17 protein-coding genes are annotated in these 17,038 nt (G+C 68.3%); 3 read left to right on the top strand and 14 right to left on the bottom strand.

Features of this window, described 5'->3' with window-relative positions; all coding sequences use genetic code 11:
• Window positions 1-11: 11 nt before the first annotated feature.
• The 8 genes from ROA7023_RS14975 to ROA7023_RS14940 all read right to left on the bottom strand — a co-directional run bounded on the left by ROA7023_RS14975 (window position 12) and on the right by ROA7023_RS14940 (window position 8,547).
• Complete coding sequence (locus tag ROA7023_RS14975) at window positions 12-1,085, bottom strand: Gfo/Idh/MocA family protein (protein WP_085879849.1); 1,074 nt, start codon at window positions 1,083-1,085, stop codon at window positions 12-14.
• A gap of 9 nt (window positions 1,086-1,094) precedes the next feature.
• Window positions 1,095-2,069 (bottom strand): ABC transporter permease, encoded by a 975-nt coding sequence (locus ROA7023_RS14970; RefSeq protein WP_085879848.1) that lies wholly within the window; start codon window positions 2,067-2,069, stop codon window positions 1,095-1,097.
• On the bottom strand, window positions 2,066-3,013 hold the full coding sequence (locus tag ROA7023_RS14965) for an ABC transporter permease (RefSeq protein ID WP_085879847.1): 948 nt from the start codon (window positions 3,011-3,013) through the stop codon (window positions 2,066-2,068). The genes ROA7023_RS14970 and ROA7023_RS14965 overlap by 4 nt, the downstream gene beginning before the upstream one ends.
• Window positions 3,010-4,491, bottom strand: coding sequence for a sugar ABC transporter ATP-binding protein (locus tag ROA7023_RS14960; RefSeq protein ID WP_085879864.1), 1,482 nt, complete (start codon window positions 4,489-4,491; stop codon window positions 3,010-3,012). The genes ROA7023_RS14965 and ROA7023_RS14960 overlap by 4 nt, the downstream gene beginning before the upstream one ends.
• Window positions 4,492-4,551: 60 nt before the next feature.
• The gene (locus ROA7023_RS14955; protein ID WP_085879846.1) at window positions 4,552-5,580 is read right to left on the bottom strand and encodes a substrate-binding domain-containing protein; all 1,029 of its coding nucleotides are present in this window, start codon (window positions 5,578-5,580) and stop codon (window positions 4,552-4,554) included.
• Window positions 5,581-5,618: 38 nt separating this feature from the next.
• Complete coding sequence (locus ROA7023_RS14950; protein ID WP_085879845.1) at window positions 5,619-6,530, bottom strand: sugar phosphate isomerase/epimerase family protein; 912 nt, start codon at window positions 6,528-6,530, stop codon at window positions 5,619-5,621.
• Window positions 6,531-6,532: 2 nt separating this feature from the next.
• Window positions 6,533-7,684, bottom strand: coding sequence for a Gfo/Idh/MocA family protein (locus ROA7023_RS14945; protein ID WP_085879844.1), 1,152 nt, complete (start codon window positions 7,682-7,684; stop codon window positions 6,533-6,535).
• 98 nt (window positions 7,685-7,782) lie between these two features.
• Window positions 7,783-8,547: an oxidoreductase gene (locus ROA7023_RS14940; RefSeq protein ID WP_085879843.1), complete on the bottom strand. Its 765-nt coding sequence runs from the start codon at window positions 8,545-8,547 to the stop codon at window positions 7,783-7,785.
• 238 nt (window positions 8,548-8,785) lie between these two features.
• Between ROA7023_RS14940 and ROA7023_RS14935 the strand changes: the two genes are divergently transcribed.
• The 3 genes from ROA7023_RS14935 to ROA7023_RS14925 all read left to right on the top strand — a co-directional run bounded on the left by ROA7023_RS14935 (window position 8,786) and on the right by ROA7023_RS14925 (window position 11,076).
• Window positions 8,786-9,274, top strand: a complete 489-nt coding sequence (locus ROA7023_RS14935) for a CIA30 family protein (protein WP_085879842.1) — start codon at window positions 8,786-8,788, stop codon at window positions 9,272-9,274.
• Entirely contained in the window at window positions 9,271-10,626 is a 1,356-nt protein-coding gene (locus tag ROA7023_RS14930) for an ABC1 kinase family protein (RefSeq protein WP_085879841.1), read from the top strand. Before ROA7023_RS14935 ends, ROA7023_RS14930 begins: the two co-directional genes overlap by 4 nt.
• 90 nt (window positions 10,627-10,716) lie before the next feature.
• Window positions 10,717-11,076, top strand: a complete 360-nt coding sequence (locus ROA7023_RS14925) for a hypothetical protein (protein WP_085879840.1) — start codon at window positions 10,717-10,719, stop codon at window positions 11,074-11,076.
• A gap of 32 nt (window positions 11,077-11,108) precedes the next feature.
• Here ROA7023_RS14925 and ROA7023_RS14920 read toward each other — a convergent pair whose 3' ends face one another.
• The 6 genes from ROA7023_RS14920 to ROA7023_RS14895 all read right to left on the bottom strand — a co-directional run bounded on the left by ROA7023_RS14920 (window position 11,109) and on the right by ROA7023_RS14895 (window position 17,033).
• A complete protein-coding gene (locus ROA7023_RS14920; protein ID WP_085879839.1) occupies window positions 11,109-12,383 on the bottom strand; it encodes a TRAP transporter large permease in 1,275 nt (424 codons plus the stop codon).
• Complete coding sequence (locus ROA7023_RS14915) at window positions 12,380-12,898, bottom strand: TRAP transporter small permease (protein WP_085879838.1); 519 nt, start codon at window positions 12,896-12,898, stop codon at window positions 12,380-12,382. Before ROA7023_RS14915 ends, ROA7023_RS14920 begins: the two co-directional genes overlap by 4 nt.
• 65 nt (window positions 12,899-12,963) lie before the next feature.
• A complete protein-coding gene (locus ROA7023_RS14910) occupies window positions 12,964-13,977 on the bottom strand; it encodes a TRAP transporter substrate-binding protein (RefSeq protein WP_159458541.1) in 1,014 nt (337 codons plus the stop codon).
• A 44-nt stretch (window positions 13,978-14,021) separates the two neighbouring features.
• Window positions 14,022-15,224, bottom strand: a complete 1,203-nt coding sequence (gene rhmD / locus ROA7023_RS14905; RefSeq protein ID WP_085879836.1) for an L-rhamnonate dehydratase — start codon at window positions 15,222-15,224, stop codon at window positions 14,022-14,024.
• 91 nt (window positions 15,225-15,315) lie between these two features.
• The gene (locus tag ROA7023_RS14900; RefSeq protein ID WP_085879835.1) at window positions 15,316-16,257 is read right to left on the bottom strand and encodes a dihydrodipicolinate synthase family protein; all 942 of its coding nucleotides are present in this window, start codon (window positions 16,255-16,257) and stop codon (window positions 15,316-15,318) included.
• Window positions 16,254-17,033: an SDR family NAD(P)-dependent oxidoreductase gene (locus tag ROA7023_RS14895; RefSeq protein ID WP_085879834.1), complete on the bottom strand. Its 780-nt coding sequence runs from the start codon at window positions 17,031-17,033 to the stop codon at window positions 16,254-16,256. The genes ROA7023_RS14900 and ROA7023_RS14895 overlap by 4 nt, the downstream gene beginning before the upstream one ends.
• Window positions 17,034-17,038 lie beyond the last annotated feature (5 nt).

Raw genomic sequence — 17,038 nt, 5'->3', positions numbered from 1 at the left:
GAGGGCGCGTGTCAGGGCACCAGCGGCAAGGTGCGCTTTTCCCGGGCAGAGGCCGCGGCAGTGTCGACGATCCGCTGGCCGACAAGGCTCAGCTCGGGCGACAGCGGGCCGCCGACCGGGGTGCCGCGCGCGAGGCAAGAGAGCACATACTCGATCCCGTTGCGTCGGCCCTCGGGCAGGGTATCGACGGGAACGGGCGTGGCCTCGGGCCTCGCACGGGTCTGCAGCGTCACATGGGGCGCGTAGTCGGGGCTGCCGATGGTGCCGTTGCTGCCGACCAGAACGAAAACGCAGGTGGGCTGGGGCTGGGTCGTCCAGGGGTCGGTGAAGGTGCCCCAGCGGGTCTCCATCTTCGACAGGCCGCGGGCGTAGCGGCACAGGGTGATGGAATGCTGGTCGACCTCGATGCCGGGGGCCTCGTCCACCATGCAGGCCACCTCCAGCGGCGCCTCGCCGTCAAGAAACCATGTCCCGAGGGTGGCGTCGTAGCCGAGATAATCCAGCAGGCTGCCGCCGCCCGACGCGCGTTTGTACCACCAGCTGTCGGGCTTGCGCCGCGCGACCTCCTCGGGGGTGACCTCGACCTTGTCGGCCAGGTGAAAGAGCGGGCCGCGGTTGCCGCCGTAGTAATGGACCTCGAGCAGATCGCCGATGGTGCCCTCGTCGACCAGCCGCTTGGCGGTCGCGTGGCTCGGGACCCAGGTCAGCGGCCAGTTGATCGCCATCTGCCGGCCGGTGCCCGCCATCGCGGCGATCATCCGCCGGGCGTCCTCAACGCTTGCGGCGAAAGGCTTCTCGACGAAGAGGTGGCAGCCATGCGTGGCCAGGCGTTCGGCAAAGGCCGCGTGGTCCGCCGTCGCCGCGCAGAGCAGCGCGATGTCCGGCGCCGTCGCCATGCAGGCGTCGAAATCGGTGAACACCGCCTCGGAGGGCAGGCCGAACGCCGCGATCGCGGCCTGCATCCGGGCGGGGTCCGGGTCGTAGATCGCGCAGATCTCGGCCTCGGGATGCGCATCCACCTGGCGCAGCAGATCGCCCATGTGCATGTGGTCGAAACTGATCCCGGCGATCCGCCATTTGCCCATTGTCGTCCCCTATCGCTGATTGGTCAGCCGCACATAGATCGTGGTGACCGCGAGGATGATCAGCCCGAACAGGATCCGCCGCGTCCCTTCGGGGATCTGCATCAGGGTCAGCAGCGTGCCGAGCACGGTCAGGATCAGGGCGCCGACGATGGTGCCGCCATATCCGCCCCGCCCGCCGAAGATCGAGGTGCCGCCGATCACCGCGGCCGCCACAGAGGGCAGCAGCAGCGGGCTTACCAGGCTCAGCGACGGGGCCTTGATCAGCCCGACATAGAGCAGCCCCGCGCCCCCCGCGATCAGCCCCGACAGCGCATAAAGCGCCAGATAGACCTGCCATGACCTGACGCCACTGATCTTGGCCGCCGTCTCGTTGGAGCCGAGCGCATAGAGCAGCCGGCCGAACCCCGTGCGCCGCTGTAGCCACAAGACGAAGATGGCGAAGGGCACGAACAGCAACAGCGCGTTCGGTGCCCCCCAGGTGCGGCCGGTGCCCAGCCAGCCCAGCCCGTCGGGCACGACCGACCCGCTGGCGATGACGAAGCGCTGGTAGACCTGCAGGCAGCCGGTCGCGATCAGCCCGGTGCCAAGGGTCATGATCAGCGGATGCACCCGGCAGACGGCGACGCCGAAGCCGTTGACCAGTCCGATCAGGATGGCCGGCACAAGCCCGATGCAGATCGCCAGCGGCGCCCCCATGATCGGCACCTGGGTGGCCATGACGAAGGCGGTGATCGTCGCCCCCACCGAGGCCGACAGGTCGATCCCGCCGGTCAGCATCGTCAGGGTCTGGCAGGCGGCGAGCATCGCCAGCGGAATCGCGAACTTGATCGTGTTGCCGATCCAGCGCTCGTTGACGATGCCGGGGCGCATGAATTCCAGCGTGGCGATCAGCGCCAGCAGAAGGATGATGAGCGGAAAGATCGGGTTGTCCCGCAGGAAGCGGCCCAGTCGGACGAGGAGGGAGGCGGTGTCTTGCGGGGTCATCGCGCCGCCCTCATTGCCAGCAGGCCGCCCAGCATGACCACCGCCACCATGATCAACCCTTCCACGATCGTCGCGATATTGGGATCCACCGACATCAGCGTCATGTCCATGCGCACCAGCCGCAGGATGATGACGGCGATGATCGGTCCCAGCAGCGCCCCGCGTCCGCCACCCAGCATCACGCCGCCCAGCACCGCCGCCGCGACACTGGCCATCAGGTAGGGGCCGGGGATCGGTTCCCCGATGCCGGTGGCCATGCTGATCGACACGCCGCCCATGGCGCAGAACAGCCCGCAGATCGCATAGGCCGCGATCCGCGTGCGCCCGATCGACACGCCCGAGCGGTAGGCCGCAAGCTCGTCCGACCCGATCGCGTAGATCGACAGCCCCAGGCGCGACCGGCGCAGGGGCATCCAGACGATGGCGATGCAGACCACCATCAGCACGAAGGACCGGGGCAGCCACTCGACCAGAAACGGCCCCCGGCCAAGCTCGCGCAGCCAGGGCGCGATGGCCCCGCCCGGCGCGTTCAGGATCAGGAGCGCGACACCCTCCCAGACAAACAGCATCGCCAGGGTGACCACGATGTCGGGCACCCGGGTAAACACGATCAGGGCGCCGTTTATGGCCCCCATCAGCAGGCCCACCCCCAGCACCAGCAAGAGCGCCAGCACCGAAAAGCCCGTGCCCGCGCCATCCATCAGCACCGCCGCCGTCACCCCGGCCACGGCCATCATCGAGGCCACCGACAGGTCGATCCCGCCGGCGATCACCACCACCGCCATCGCGGCCGTGGCAAAGGCGAAAGGCATCGTCGCCCGGGCCAGGGAGTCGAGCCCCGATGCCCCGAAGCCAGGCTGGATCACCTTGGTGAAGACGAAAGCCAGGACAAGCAGCGCCGTCAGCCCCATGACCCAGCCGTGGCGGCCCAGAAGTCGTGTCATGCCCCGACCGCCTCTTCCCGCAGGCCGTAGGCCGCGCGCATGAGGGTCTGTTCGTCCGCGTCCGCAGCCTCGATCACATCCACCACCGATCCGTTGAAAAGCACCACCGCCCGGTCGCAGGCAGCGGGCACCTCCGCCAGTTCGGAGGTGTAATAGAGCACCGCCGCGCCCTGCTCGGCCAGCTCGCGCACCAGGCCGTAGATCTGGCGCTTGGTGCGCACGTCGATGCCGCGGGTCGGGTCGAACAGAAGCAGCGTCTCGACCCCCATGGCCAGCCATCGGCCGATGGTGACCTTCTGCTGGTTGCCGCCCGACAGGCGCTGCACCTCGCCCATGGCACGGGTGTCGATCTGCATCCGCTCGACCGCATCATTGACCAGCCCGGCCTCGCGCCTCATGCCGATCGGGCCCCAGTTGCGGAACCGCGCAAGCATCGGCATCGCGATGTTCTCATGCACCGAGCGCATCATCATCAGCCCGTCGGCCCGATCGCCCGGCACGTAGGTCAGCCCCTTCGCGATGGCATCGGCGGGGTGGCGAAAGGCGACGGCCTCTCCGTCCACCAGGATCTGCCCTCGATCGGGACGGATCAGCCCGGCCAGAACCCCGAACAATTCGTCCTGGCCCTGTCCCTCGAGCGCCACGACCCCCAGAACCTCGCCCTTGTGCAGCCGCAGGCTGACATCCGTGAGTTTCTTGCCGAGCGTCAGCCCGCGCACCTCCAGATGCGCCGGGCCCGCGGGGGGCGGCCGGACACTTGCCGCGGCCCCGGCGCCGAGCGCGGAGCCCAGCATCAGCTCGATCACCCGCTCCTCGACCCCCTCGACGACCTCCAGGTCGCCCACGGTCTCGCCGTCGCGCAGCACGGTCGCGCGGTCGCAGACCTGCGCGATCTCGGTGAACCGGTGCGAGATGTAGATGATGGCCTGGCCGGCATCCGCCTGCTTGCGGATGACACGCAGCACGTTTTCCACAAGGTCGGTGGGCAGCGCGGCGGTCATTTCGTCAAGCAGCAGGACCTTGGGCTTGCTGGCCAGCGCCCGGGCCAGATCGAGAATGCGCAAGGTCGCGAGCGGCAAATGCCCGATCATGTCGTCCAGACGCAGCCCCTTGATGCCCAGCTCCTCGACCCAGGCGCGGAAATCGTCGACCGGGGTCCCGCCGAGCGCCAGGTTGTCGGCAACGCTCAGGTCCGGGATCAGCGAGGGTTCCTGATAGACCGGCATCAGCCCGGCCCGCTGGGCCGCGGCCGGCGAGCCGATCCGCTCGTCTTTCCCGGCGATTTCGACCGCGCCGTCGTCGCGCTTCAGCGCACCGGTGAGGATCTTGACAAGGGTCGATTTGCCCGCGCCGTTGGCCCCCATGAGGGCGACGATCTCACCTTTGCGAATGGTCAGCGACGCGTTGCGGAGCGCTACGACGGCGCCAAAGCGTTTGCTGACCCCGCTGGCCATCAGCAAAGGGGTGTCATCGGTCATGCGCATGTCTCGTCAGTCGAAGGTGCGGCCCCGGCTTCGCGCCGGGGCCGCGCTGCAGGGTTACTCGCCCGGGCCCTTGCAGGCGATGATGTCTTCCATCGTGTAATCCGTCCAGCCGGGGATCATCACGCTCACCGGCCATTCGGGGTCGAGGTCGGGGTTCTGCGCCGCCTCGATCTGGGCCATGCCCTCGGGGTCGTTGTTGGCCCAGAGCGAGGGGTCGACCAGCACCAGCTTGTCCTCGGGCGCGTCGCCCGACAGGACCTGCAGCGCCAGGGTCATGCCCGCCCCGCCGATGGAGCCGGGGTTGGTCACCGCGGCCCCGGTGAAGCCGTCGATCGAGGCCAGCTGGCCGACGAAGCCCGCATTGTCGGCGCCCACGATCGGCACCAGCGGCACGTCGCTTTCGATGAAGGCATCGACGATCACGTTGTCGATGCCCGAGGTCCAGACGCCGTCCACCGGCAGGCCGGTGGCGAGGTAGTCGAGGATCTGCTGCTTGCCCTGGTCCTGCTGCCAGCCGGTGAAGGTTTCCTGCACGATGTTGATGTCGGGAAACTCCGACAGCGCACGCTGAAAGCCGGTGTTGCGGTCATCGTCCGCGCCCGCGCCCGCCGCGCCGCGCATGTAGACCACGTCGCCGGATCCGCCGAGCTCCTCGAACAGCCACTTGGCGCCGAGATAGGCGTATTGCTCCTGGTTGTTCGACAGGATGTAGGCCCCTTCAGCGCCCACGGCCTGGTCGACCGCGACCACGACGATCCCGGCCGCGATGGCGTCCTCGATCGCGGAATTCAGCGCCTCGGAGTTCGCCGGGTTCAGCACGATCGCGTCGACGCCGGCCTCGACCAGGTTGCGGATGTCCTCCAGCTGGCCCGCCGCGTCGGTGTTGCGGTGCGCGATGTTGAGCGAGTCGACCTGACCCGACACCAGCGCCTGCGCCTTCATCGCGCAGACCATTTCCTCGCGCCAGCCGTTGCCCTGCACGGTGTTCGAGATGCCGATGGTATAGCCATCCTGCGCGGCGGCCATGCCGCCGAAGCCCGCCGTCAGCACCAATGCCGTCGTTGTCGCCAATAGTCTTCTCATGGTTCCCTCCCTGGGTTTCACACTTGTCGATCCCGGCCCTATTTTATGTACGGGCTCAGAATGTCGCGGGCGAGGCAGAAGCCCCGTTTGATCTTTTCGTCGGACCCTTCGAAGTCGCGGTCCTCGTGTTCGATGATGACCGGGCCGTCATAGCCGATGCGGTAGAGCTGACCGAAAAAGTCGCCCCAATCAACATCGCCAAGCCCGCAGAGCCGCGGAATCTGCCAGCCCATCCCGGCCGACAGGATGCCGTGCTCGTAAAGCCCGTCGCGGTCGATCATCAGGTCCTTGGCATGGACATGGGCAAACCGGCTGCCGAACTCGCGGATGAAGCGGCCCTGGTCGATCATCTGCAGGACAAGGTGGCTGGGGTCGAAGTTCATGCCGACCCCGTCCCAGGTCTCGAGGATCCGGCGCCAGATCCGCGGCGAATAGGCGATGTTGTGCCCCCCGGGCCATTCGTCGTAGCTGAAAATCATCGGGCAATTCTCGAACGCCAGGGTCACGCCGCTGTTTGTGGCATGCTTGACGATGTCGGGAAAGATCTGTTCCGCCCGGGCCCAGTTTTCATCCACGTTCAGGGTCCGGTCGCCGCCCATGAAGGTGTTGACGGTGCCGACGCCCATGACGCCCGCCGCCGAGATCACCTTCTTGAGGTGCGACAGCACTTCCTCGCGGTGATCGGCCTCCGCGTGCATCGGGTTGGGGTAATAGCCCAGCGCAGAGACGGTGATGCCCTTGTCCGCCAGCGCCCCCATGATCTCGGAGCCCTGCGCGGCTGTCAGCCCGTCCACGTCGATGTGGCTCGTGCCCGCATAGCGGCGCCGTTCGCCGCCCGAGGCCGGCCAGCAGGCCACTTCAAGCGCGGTCATGCCGTTGGCCGCGGTCCAGTCCGCGACCGCCATCAGATCGGTGTCCTCGAATGGTGCGGTGAGCAATCCAAGTTGCATGTCTATCCTCCTATCTCGACCCAGGTGCCGGTCTCGGCGCTCCGGATCACGGCGTCGCAGAATTGCATCTCGTAATGGCCGTCCTCGAAGCCGGCCCAGGTGGAGCCGGGCGACCGTGCGCCAACGGCGACATCGCCGTAGACCTGGGCGAGAAAAGCCCGGAAACTGTCCGCGAAACCCTCGACGTGCCCGCCCGGCAGGGCTGCCGCCGCCGCGCCGGCCGCGTTCATCAGGCCGGGATCGCGCTGCAGGATCTGGTTCGGCGCGTCGCGGTGCCCGATGAACAGGTGGTCCGGCGTTTCGCTGTCCCATGCGATCGACGCCTCTGATCCCGCGATGTCCCACTGCAGGGAGTTCTTGCGCCCCATATTGACCTGGCTGGTCGTCATCGACGCCTTCGCGCCGCCGGGAAATCCCAGCAGGATCATCGCCGCGTCATCGGTGGTGATCGCCTGCGGCTCGGTCTCGCCCTGCGCCGCCGAGAACGTGGCGACGGGGCCCAGCGGCTTGTCCCGTTCGGGCAGAAAGGTGGTGAGGTCGGCCAGCACCGCCTCGGCCTTCTCGCCGACGATGAAGCTCACGAGGTCGACCCAGTGGGTGCCGATGTCGCCGACCGACCGCAGGGTGCCGCCGGCCTCGACTTCCAGCCGCCAGTTCCAGTCGCCGCGCCGCGCCAGCCAGTCCTGGTGGAAATGCCCGGTCACGAAACGCGGCGCACCGATGTCGCCCGCCGCGACCATGGCGTGGGCCTGCTGGTTGAGCGGATAGAACCGGACGTTGTAGCAGACCACGGCGATCTTGCCCGAGGTGCGGGCGATCTCCACCATCTCGGCGGATTCGGCGCTGGTCATCGACAGCGGCTTTTCGCAGATCACGTGCTTGCCGGCCGCCAGGATCGCCTTGACCTGCGGGTAATGCGCATGGTTCGGAGAGGTCACATGGACCACGTCCACGGCCGGGTCGCGCAGCAGGGCCTCCAGGTCGTCATAGGCGGTGTCGACCCCAAGCGCGGCGGCGCCCTCGGCCCCGCGCGCCGGGCTCGATCCCAGGACGCCGCGGACGGTCACGCCGAGGCGCCGCAGGGCAGCCAGATGGACGCTCGCGATGAACCCCGTTCCGATGATTGCCGCACCGATCGCGTTTTGCCCGGACATGCACTTCCTCCCTCGGTCACTCTCGAAAAAACGCCGCCAGCGTCAACACCCGACTGTCGACGCGCGGCGGGTCCGCGCACGCGTTCGCGTAGTCTGGATCATCCCGGCGCCCCTGTCACGTGCTGCTCTAGGTCGATCAACGCGCCGGTCAGCGGCGCCGAGCTGTCCGACAGCAGAAAGAGCGCGAGCCGTGCGGCCTCGTCTGCCTGCAACAGCCGGCCCCAGGGCCGGGTCGCGGCCACCTGCGCCTGCCATCCGGGGCCCTTGCCCAGGATGTCGCGCTGCATCCGGTCCTCGCTGGGCGTGGCGACCCAGCCCAGGTTGATCCCGTTGACCCGGATCCCGTCGCCAAGATGCGCGTTCGCGGCGTTCTTCGTCAGCGTCGCCAGCGCCCCCTTGGTGCCGGCGTAGATCCCCAGCTCGGGGATGCCGCAATGGGCGTTGATCGACAGGTTGTTGACGACGCTGCCCGCGGCCTCCCGGCGCAGGATGTCTCGGATCACCGCCTGCATCAGGAAGAAGGGCGCACGGGCGTTGACCGACATCAGGCTGTCCCAGGTGGCCTCGGTCCCGTCCACGACCGATCCGCGGGTGGTCAGGCCCGCGACATTGGCCAGCGCGTCGATCCGCCCGAAGGCGGCGATGGTCTTGGCAGTGATCCGGTCCACCGCGTCTGGCGCGGCCAGGTCCGCCAGCACATGGCGGGCGCCAAGCGCCTCGGCCAGCGCGATCACCGCAGGATCGCGATCCGTGAGCATCAGCCCGCCGCAGCCCGAGCCCGCAATCGCCTCGGCCAGTGCCCGGCCGATGCCGGTGGCCGCCCCGGTCACGAGGGCGACCCGGTGGCTCAGGTCGACCTTCACGACGGGGGGCCGGGCAGGGCGGCGAAGGTGTTGGAGAGCATGGCGAAATGGCCCCGGTTTGGCGAACTGTCGGCCAGAGGATCGCGGCTGACCGGACCCGCTGTCAAACGAAATTGGCCGGTCTTGCGGCGCACCCCGACAGGACGGTGCCGCCGCCGGTCCGATCATTGCGGCCAGGGCCGTGGCGCCGGGCGGCGGCCGGGCTATCTGAGGAGGCAAGAACCGAAGGGAACATGTCGTGGAACTATCGCCGGACTGGGAATTCGTCGCCGATACCGTGATGGGCGGCGTCTCGCGCGGGCAGGTCACCAGAGAAATGGTGGGCGGCCGGCAGGCCACCCGCCTGACCGGCGCGGTCTCGCTGGAGAACAACGGCGGCTTCGTCCAGATGGCATTCGACCTCGCCGAGGACGGCGGCCCGTTCGATGCCAGCGAATGGGACGGGATCGAGCTTGAGGTCCGCGGCAACGACGAGGCCTATGACCTGCGGCTGCGCACGGACCGGCTGACCAGGCCATGGCAATCGTTCCGGGCCGATTTCGTCGCGCCCGCCGAATGGACGCTCCTGCGCTTCCCGTTCGAGAGCTTCGAGCCCCACCGCACGGACGCCCCGTTCGAGCCATCCGGCCTGCGCCGGGTCGGCGTGCTGGGGATCGGGCGGGTGTTCGATGCGGATGTGGCGGTTTCTGCCATCCGGCTCTATGTCGCGCGGCCCGACACGGCATGAGCGACGGCGCAGGACAGGGGCGTGGGCTGGCCGTGCCCGCCGGCCGGGCCGCGCGGTTCACCCGGCTTGGCACGCTGACCGCCGGCGTGGCGGGCAACATGGCCCTCAACGGGCTCGCACAGTTGGGGCGGGGCCGGCGGCCCTCCTTGCGGTCGCTGATGCTGACGCCCGGCAACATGCGCCGGGTGGCCGACGAACTGGCGCGGATGCGGGGCGCGGCGATGAAGGTGGGCCAGCTGATCTCCATGGATACCGGAGAGGTGCTGCCGCCGGAGCTTGCACAGATCATGGCGCGGCTGCGGTCGGACGCGCATTTCATGCCGCCGGCGCAGCTCAAGAAGGTGCTGAACGCGAACTGGCCCGGGGGCTGGTTGCGGGCGTTCGAGCGGTTCGACGTGCGGCCCATCGCGGCGGCCTCCATCGGGCAGGTGCACCGCGCCCGACTGCGCGACGGGCGAGAGCTGGCGATCAAGGTGCAGTATCCGGGCGTGGCCCGCAGCATCGACAGTGATATCGCGAACGTGGGCGCGATCATCCGGATGTCGGGGTTGCTGCCCGCGGGGCTGGAGCTTGCGCCCTACCTTGAAGACGCCCGCAAGCAGCTGCACGAAGAGACGGATTACCTTGCCGAAGCCCGGCACCTCGCGCGGTTCGCCGAGTTGCTGCGGGACGATGCAGGGTTCGAGGTTCCGGCGCCGCACCCGGAGTGGACGACGCGCGACATCCTCGCCATGTCCTTCGTCGAGGGCATCCCGATCGAGGATGTCGCCGCCCTGCCCCAGGCCACGCGGAACGCTGTGGCGGGGCGTCTTGTCGATCTGCTGCTGCGGGAGCTTCTTGCCTTCGGGCTGATGCAGACGGACCCGAATTTCGCCAATTACCGCTTCGATCCGGCGCAGGGACGCATCGTCCTGCTGGATTTCGGCGCGACGCGGGCGCTCGATCCGCGGATCGCAGCACTCTACCGCCGTCTGCTGGGCGCGGGGCTTGGCGGTGACCTGGACGCGCTGCGAGAGGTTGCCGGGGAGATCGGCTTTTTCGGTCCCGACACGGCGCAGGCCCACCGCGAGCGGATCCTGCGGATGATGGGCCTCGCCTTCGACGCGCTGCGCGGGGCCGAAGACTTCGATTTCGCCGGCACCGACCTTCCCCGACGGATGCAGGAAGAGGGGATGGTGCTGGCCGAAGAGGGCTTCGTGCCCCCGACCTTGCCGGTCGACGTGCTCTACCTGCAGCGCAAGATCGGCGGGATCTTCCTGCTGGCCGCCCGGCTGGGCGCCTCGCTTCCGGTTGCCGAAATGCTAAAGGCGCATCTGGCGGACGGAACGTGCGGAAACGCACCTGTGCGTTGACGTCAAATAGACGGATATGGTTCGATACTGGCGGGAGAGTGCAATTTATTGCCTGGGATTGCCTGGGATTGCCTGGGGGAGCCGGCCGACATGAAGGTCCGTCTTGCGGCCATCGCCTGTGCGTCGGTGGGGGGTGCCCTTTTGGGCCCGCCCGCGCTGGCCGTGCCCCTGACCCAGACGCCCGGCCGGGCGCTGCCCAGCCTGTCGGACACGGCCGAGCCCGGCAGCTCTTATACCGATCTCTACGGCCTGCCGACATTCGGGGCCGGCGCTGACACCGGCACAGTCTCGGGGGAGGACGGGCGCGGGTCATTGATGACCGGGCCCGGAGGGGTCGGCGACGGGCTGTCCGGGTTCAGCGGCCCGGTCCCCGATCCCCGGCGCGACGATGCGGACGCGAACGGGTCCATGGGGTCGTTTTTCGACCTGGCGCCAGGCGGTGAGTTCTAGGCCGCGGGCGGGAGAACCGTCCGCGGGGCCGGTCAGAAGACCAGCGACGGCAGCCAGGTCGTCAGGAACGGCACGTAGGCGACAAGCAGGGTCGCCACCGCCCACCACAGGATGAAGGGCATCAGCATCCCGAAGGTCTTGCTGTAATCCACGTCGGCGATCCGGCAGGCGACCATGGCGAGGATGCCGACCGGCGGCGTCAGCCCGCCCAGGACCAGCGACATCAGGGTGAAGATCCCGAACTGCACGCCGTTGAAGTCGTAGTAGCCGACGACCGGGATCAGGATCGGCACCACGAGGATCAGCGCCGAGACGGTCTCGACGAACATGCCGAGCACGACCAGCAGCAGGAAGATCAGCAGGATCGCGACCGACGGCGTCTCGGTCAGCGACACCAGCGCCGCGAGCACTGATTGGGCGAACCCGCTCGACACCAGGACATAGCTGAAGAGCGATGCGCCCGCGAGTGTGATGAGGGCGCTGGCCGTGGTCACGCCAGCATTCAGCAGCAGGGCATAAAGCCCGCCCGGCCGGTGCCGCCGCGTCGCCAGCCCGAAGATCAGCGCATAGGCCACGGCGACGGCCCCCGCCTCGGTCGGGGTGAAGACGCCTGACAGGATGCCGCCGACGATGATGAACGGCACGGCCATGGCGGGCAGGGCGCCGCCGCCGACGCGGGCGAACTGTCCCCAGCTTTCGCGGGGCATGGCCGTCGCGCCGCCCTTGTCGGCCATCAGCCGCGCGATCACCATGATGCCGAGGCCGGCCATGATCCCGGGCAAGGCGCCCGCCAGAAACAGCGACCCGATGGAGATGCCGGTGATCGAGCCATAGATGACCGCGATGATGCTGGGCGGGATGATCGGCGCCATGAGCGCCGCGCAGGAGGTGATCGCGACGGAATACGGCTTGGAGTAGCCCTGCTTTGTCATCGCCGGGATCATCATCGACCCGATCGCCGACAGGTCGGCGAGCGACGAGCCCGAGAGCGCCGCCATGAACATGTTCGACAGGATGTTGGCCTGCGCCAGCCCGCCCTTGAAATGCCCGATGGCCGAGCGCGAGAACCGCACGATCCGTTCGGTGATGCCACCCGAATTCATCAGCTCGCCGGCCAGGATGAACAGCGGCACCGCGAGCAGCGCGAAGCTGTCGAGCGACGCGGTGATCCGTTGCGGAATGATCAGCAGCGATTGCCCGCCCTCGGACACGATCGCGGCGATCGCCGAAAGGCCCATGGCGAAGGCCAGCGGGACGCCGAGCACCAGCAGCAACGCGAAGGAGATGAACAGGACCGCGATGATCATGAATGCAGGCTCTTTTCGGGATCGGCCCGGTGCCTGTGGCTGCCGGAGATCAGGTGGACGATCACGAAGAACGAGATCAGGAGACAGCCGATCGGGATCGAGCTGAAGACGTAGGGCATCGGAATCTGCGAGGCGGGCGAGGACATCGTGGACAGGCGATCCGCATAGTCCCAGCCGTACCAGGCCGTGACGAGACAGAAGAGGATGATCATCAGGCCGGCAATCCACTGCACGACGAAATACGCGCGTTCCCCCAGCACCGAGCGCAGGGGCTCCAGCGCGACCTGCGCGTTGCGGTCACTGGCCAGCGCCGCGCCCAGCATCACGCCCCAGAGCAGGCCGTAGCGGACAAGCTCTTCGGACCAGACGAGGGAATCGTTCAGCACGTAGCGGTAGAAGACCTGCAGGCAGATCACTGCGGCGTAGCCCGCCACGAGCACGGCCACGGCGATCTCTGTCGCGTGCCGGATGACGCGCACCGGCAGGGATTGGGCCAGGCTGGGATAGAAACTCATCTCGGGCTCCTCTTGACCGTCGGGATCGGGCCGCCGCAGGGGGCGGCGGCCCGAAGGGGCGCGGCTCAGTTCGGCGCGGCGGCTGTCACCACGTCGATCCAGTGCTGGCCGGCGTCGCCGGTGGCGGCGGTGAAGTCGTCCCACACCGGGGCCATGGCCGCCTGGAACGCGGCGCGGTCGGGCTCTTCGACGACTTCCATGGTCGCGGCAAGCTCGTCCCAGTAGCTGGCGCTGGCCTCACGGGTGGCCGTGTTGAACTCGTCCACCGCCGTGGCGGCCGCCTCGCGCATCGCGGCCTGCTGCTCTTCGGTGAGGCCCTCCATCATGGCGCCGTTCGCGAACAGGTTCACGTCGGTCATGATGTGCAGGGTGCGCGACAGGTAGTTGGTGACCTCGTTCATGTCGCCGACCGCAAGACCTTCGGCCGGGTTCTCGACCGCGTTGATGACGCCGGTCTGCAGCGCGGTATAGACCTCGCCCCAGGCCATCGGCGTCGGGTTGGCGTCGATCGCGTTGAACGCGTTCACGAAGGTCGGCACCTCGGGCACCCGGATGCGGACCCCCACCAGGTCTTCGGGGCCGTTCACCGGCGCGTCGCGCGTGGCGATGACCCGGAAGCCGGCATTGCCGTAGCCCAGCGTCTCGATGTTGAGGTTCTCCTTCAGGCTCGCGGCCAGCTCCTCTCCGACCGGGCCGCCGAAGACGGCCTCGAAGTGGTCGTCGCCCTGGAACATGAAGGGCAGGCTGACGAACCCGTATTCCGGGCGCCAGTTGGCCAGGGTGCCGAAATCGCTCCAGACGATGTCGACGGTGCCAAGCTGCACCGCCTCGGCGCCCTGCCTGAGGCCGGCGATCTGGCCTGCGGGGAAGACCTCGATCGCGATCTCGCCGCCCGTGGCCTCGGACACCAGGTCGGCGAAACGGTGCGAGGCGACATCCACGAGGTGGCCGGGTTGCAGGTGATGCGACAGGCGCAGGGTCTTGGTCTGCGCCAGGGCCGGCCCGCCGATCATGGCGAGGGCCAGCGCGGCGCCAAGGGTGGCGCCCCCGAATGTGCGTCGTGTAACTGAATTAGGCATTGTATCCTCCATGATGCCAGTTCGATTGGGTCGTTGTGGGCGCGTCAGCCAGTGGCCAACGCACAATCCGCGTAAGGGGTCAGCAGCGACCGGTCGGCGACACTCATGCCGAAGCCGGGTTTGTCGCTGATGCCGATGCGGCCGTTCTGCGGCACCTCCTCGCCCTCGAAGAGCTTGCCGAAGCAGGGCAGCACCGACCGCCCGTCGGGCGAGGCGGCCACGTATTCGCACAGCGGCCGCGACGCCTGGGACGCGATGAAATGATAGGAATAGGGCCCGCTGCCATGGGGCAGCATGGGGATGTCGTAGGCCGAGGCATGGGCCGCGATCCGCAGCAGCTCGGTCAGCCCGCCGACCCACATGAGGTCGGGCTGCAGGATGTCGATGGTCCGCTCCTCGATCAGCCGGCGAAAGCCGTAGCGGGTGTATTCATGCTCTCCGGTGGTCCAGGTCAGGGTCGGATGGGCCTGTTTCAGCAGCCAGTAGCCCTCGATGTCGTCGGGGTGCAGCACCTCTTCCCACCAGTGGATGTCCAGCGGCAGGCAGGCCTGGGCCAGCCGGATCGCGTAGGGCACCGTCAGCGACATGTAGCAATCCACCATCAACGGATAGCCCGGGCCCACGAGGTCGCGCATCTCGGTGAGGTAGGCGACGTTGGCGGCAAAGCCCTCCTCGCCGTCGTAGGGGCTGTGGGGCAGGGGCACCTTGGCCCCCCAGAAGCCCATGTCCTTGACCGCATCCGGCGCGGGGCCGGTGCAATAGAGCGTGATCTCGTCATGGCAGGCGCCGCCGATCAGGTGATAGACCGGCTCCTGCCGCTGCTTGCCGAGGGCGTCCCACATGGCGAGGTCGACTACCGAGATCGTGGCGATGGTCATGCCCTTGCGCCCGTAGAACATCGAGGCGCGAAACATCTGGTCCCAGGCCTTGTTCACGTTGCGCAGGTCGGCGCCGACGATGAACCGCTTGAAATGGTTCTCGATCAGCCAGATCGCGGGCAGTCCGCCGAAACCGGTGGCGACGCCCACGGTGCCGCTCGCGGTCTCGATCTCGACCACGATGGAGCCCAGCACCCCCAGCCCCCAACTGGTGCGCGAGGCGCGATATTCCGGATAGCCCGACATCGGGTTGGAGATCAGCGTGTCGATCAGCCAATGCCCCTGCTTCTGCCGGCCGTAATCGCCGCCATCGCCCTGGGACGTGACGAGAAAGGTCCGCATATCAACGATTTCGAATGGGTTCTTCATGGTCAACTCCGTCTTCCATTGGGGCGGCAGGGGCGGCTGCTCGCGGGGGCGCCGCGGTCCGTGACGATGCGGGGGCGGGTGGCTCGGGCGATCATGTGGCGCGGCCTCCGGTGCCCGTGGGATCGGCGCCCGGCAGCGGGCCGAACCGCGCGGCATAGTGCGCGACACAGTCGAGGCCGAAGGGCGTGGCGGCCAGGAAGGGCGCGCGGGCGCCGCCGACCTCGACCCCCAGCCGCGCGGCCAGAAGCGCCTTGCCATAGGTCAGGAACTGCGGAATGCCCTGCATGAAGAACGTCAGCGCGGGCAGGGCCTCGGCATAGCGCCGCTCGGCCTCTGCGTGATCGCCCGCCGTCCAGGCCGTGTAGATCGCCGTGGTCAGGTCGATGGTTTCGGTGCCCGGCATCATGCCGGCCGCGCCGGCGCGCAGGCAATCGGGCAACTCCAGCCCACAGCGCCCGTTCAGCACCATGGTCCGGCCCGCGAACATGGTCGCGACGGGCTCCAGCGCGATGGCGCTGCATTCCAGCTTGGCGATCGCGAAATTCCCGCAGCTCTCCGCCAGCGCCAGAAGGTCGGCGTCGCCCAGCCCGTAGCCCAGGAACTCGGGCGCGTTCTGCACGCCGGCCGGGCAATCCAGCGCGTTGATGACGGTGGCGAAGAAGTCGCGCAGCGGGGCGCTCTCCATCGGGCCGGAGGGGGGTTGCAGCAGGATCGCGCTCGCCCCGAGCTCGCGGTAGCGCCGGGCCGTGGCGATCTGTGCCTCGGGGGTCTCTCCGCGGACGGTGGCGATCAGCGGTGCGCGGCCCGCCAGACGCCGCTTGACGGTGGCGATGACGGCCTCGCGTTCGGCCTCGGTCAGCTTGGTGGTCTCGGTTCCCAGCCCCAGCACGGCCAGCCCGGCGGCGCCGGCGGCCAGCGCGACATCGACCTGCCGGTCGAACATGTCATGCCGCAGCGCGCCGCCGTCCTCCTCGAAGAAGGCGTAGAGCATCGGATGGATGCCCGGGGGGATCGGGGCCGGCGCCTGGGTCATTGCAGGTTCACGAACATGCCGCCGTCCACCAGGATGCTGGCGCCGGTCACGTAGGCCGCCATGTCGGAGGCGAGGAACACCGCGACCTGGCCGATGTCGTCCGGCGTGCCGTAGCGCCCGAGAGGGATGCGCTTCTGGAAGTATTCCGCGGTTTCGGTCCCGGTCAGGACATCGCGGTTCAGGTCGGTCATGATCGCGCCCGGCATGATCGAATTGCAGCGGATACCGTGCCGGCCCATGCTGATCGCCACCGACTGCATCATCGCATGGACGGCCGCCTTGGTCGGGGTGTAGTGGCTTTGCAGCTCGCCGCCGACCAGCGCCGAGATCGAGGAGGTGGCGATGATCGCGCCGCCGTGCCCCTGGGCCACCATCTGCCGCGCGGCGGCCTGGGACACCATGAAGCTGCCTTCGTAATTCACCGCCGAGACCTGGCGCATCAGCTCGACTGGCATGTCGAGAAAGGCATGGAACGGGCAGATCCCCGCGTTCGAGGACAGCACGTCGACCTTGCCGAAGGCGTCGACGGCGGCGGCGACGAGCTTGTGCCCGGTCTCGGGGTCGGCGACGTTGCCCTCGACCGCCACAGCCCTCTGGCCCATCGCCTCGATATCGGCCACGACCGCCTCGATCCCGTCGGTCTGGCCGTATTCCGCGTCGTTCTCGTTGAAATAGTTCACGACCACGTCGGCCCCGGCCTTTGCCATCGCGCGCGAGATCCCCGCGCCGATGCCGCGCGATCCGCCGGTCACGATCACCGATTTTCCTTGCAGCATGGTGT

The sequence above is a fragment of the Roseisalinus antarcticus genome, assembly GCF_900172355.1.
GTDB lineage: Bacteria > Pseudomonadota > Alphaproteobacteria > Rhodobacterales > Rhodobacteraceae > Oceanicola > Oceanicola antarcticus_A.
This window is presented reverse-complemented; position numbering and strand designations above follow the sequence as displayed.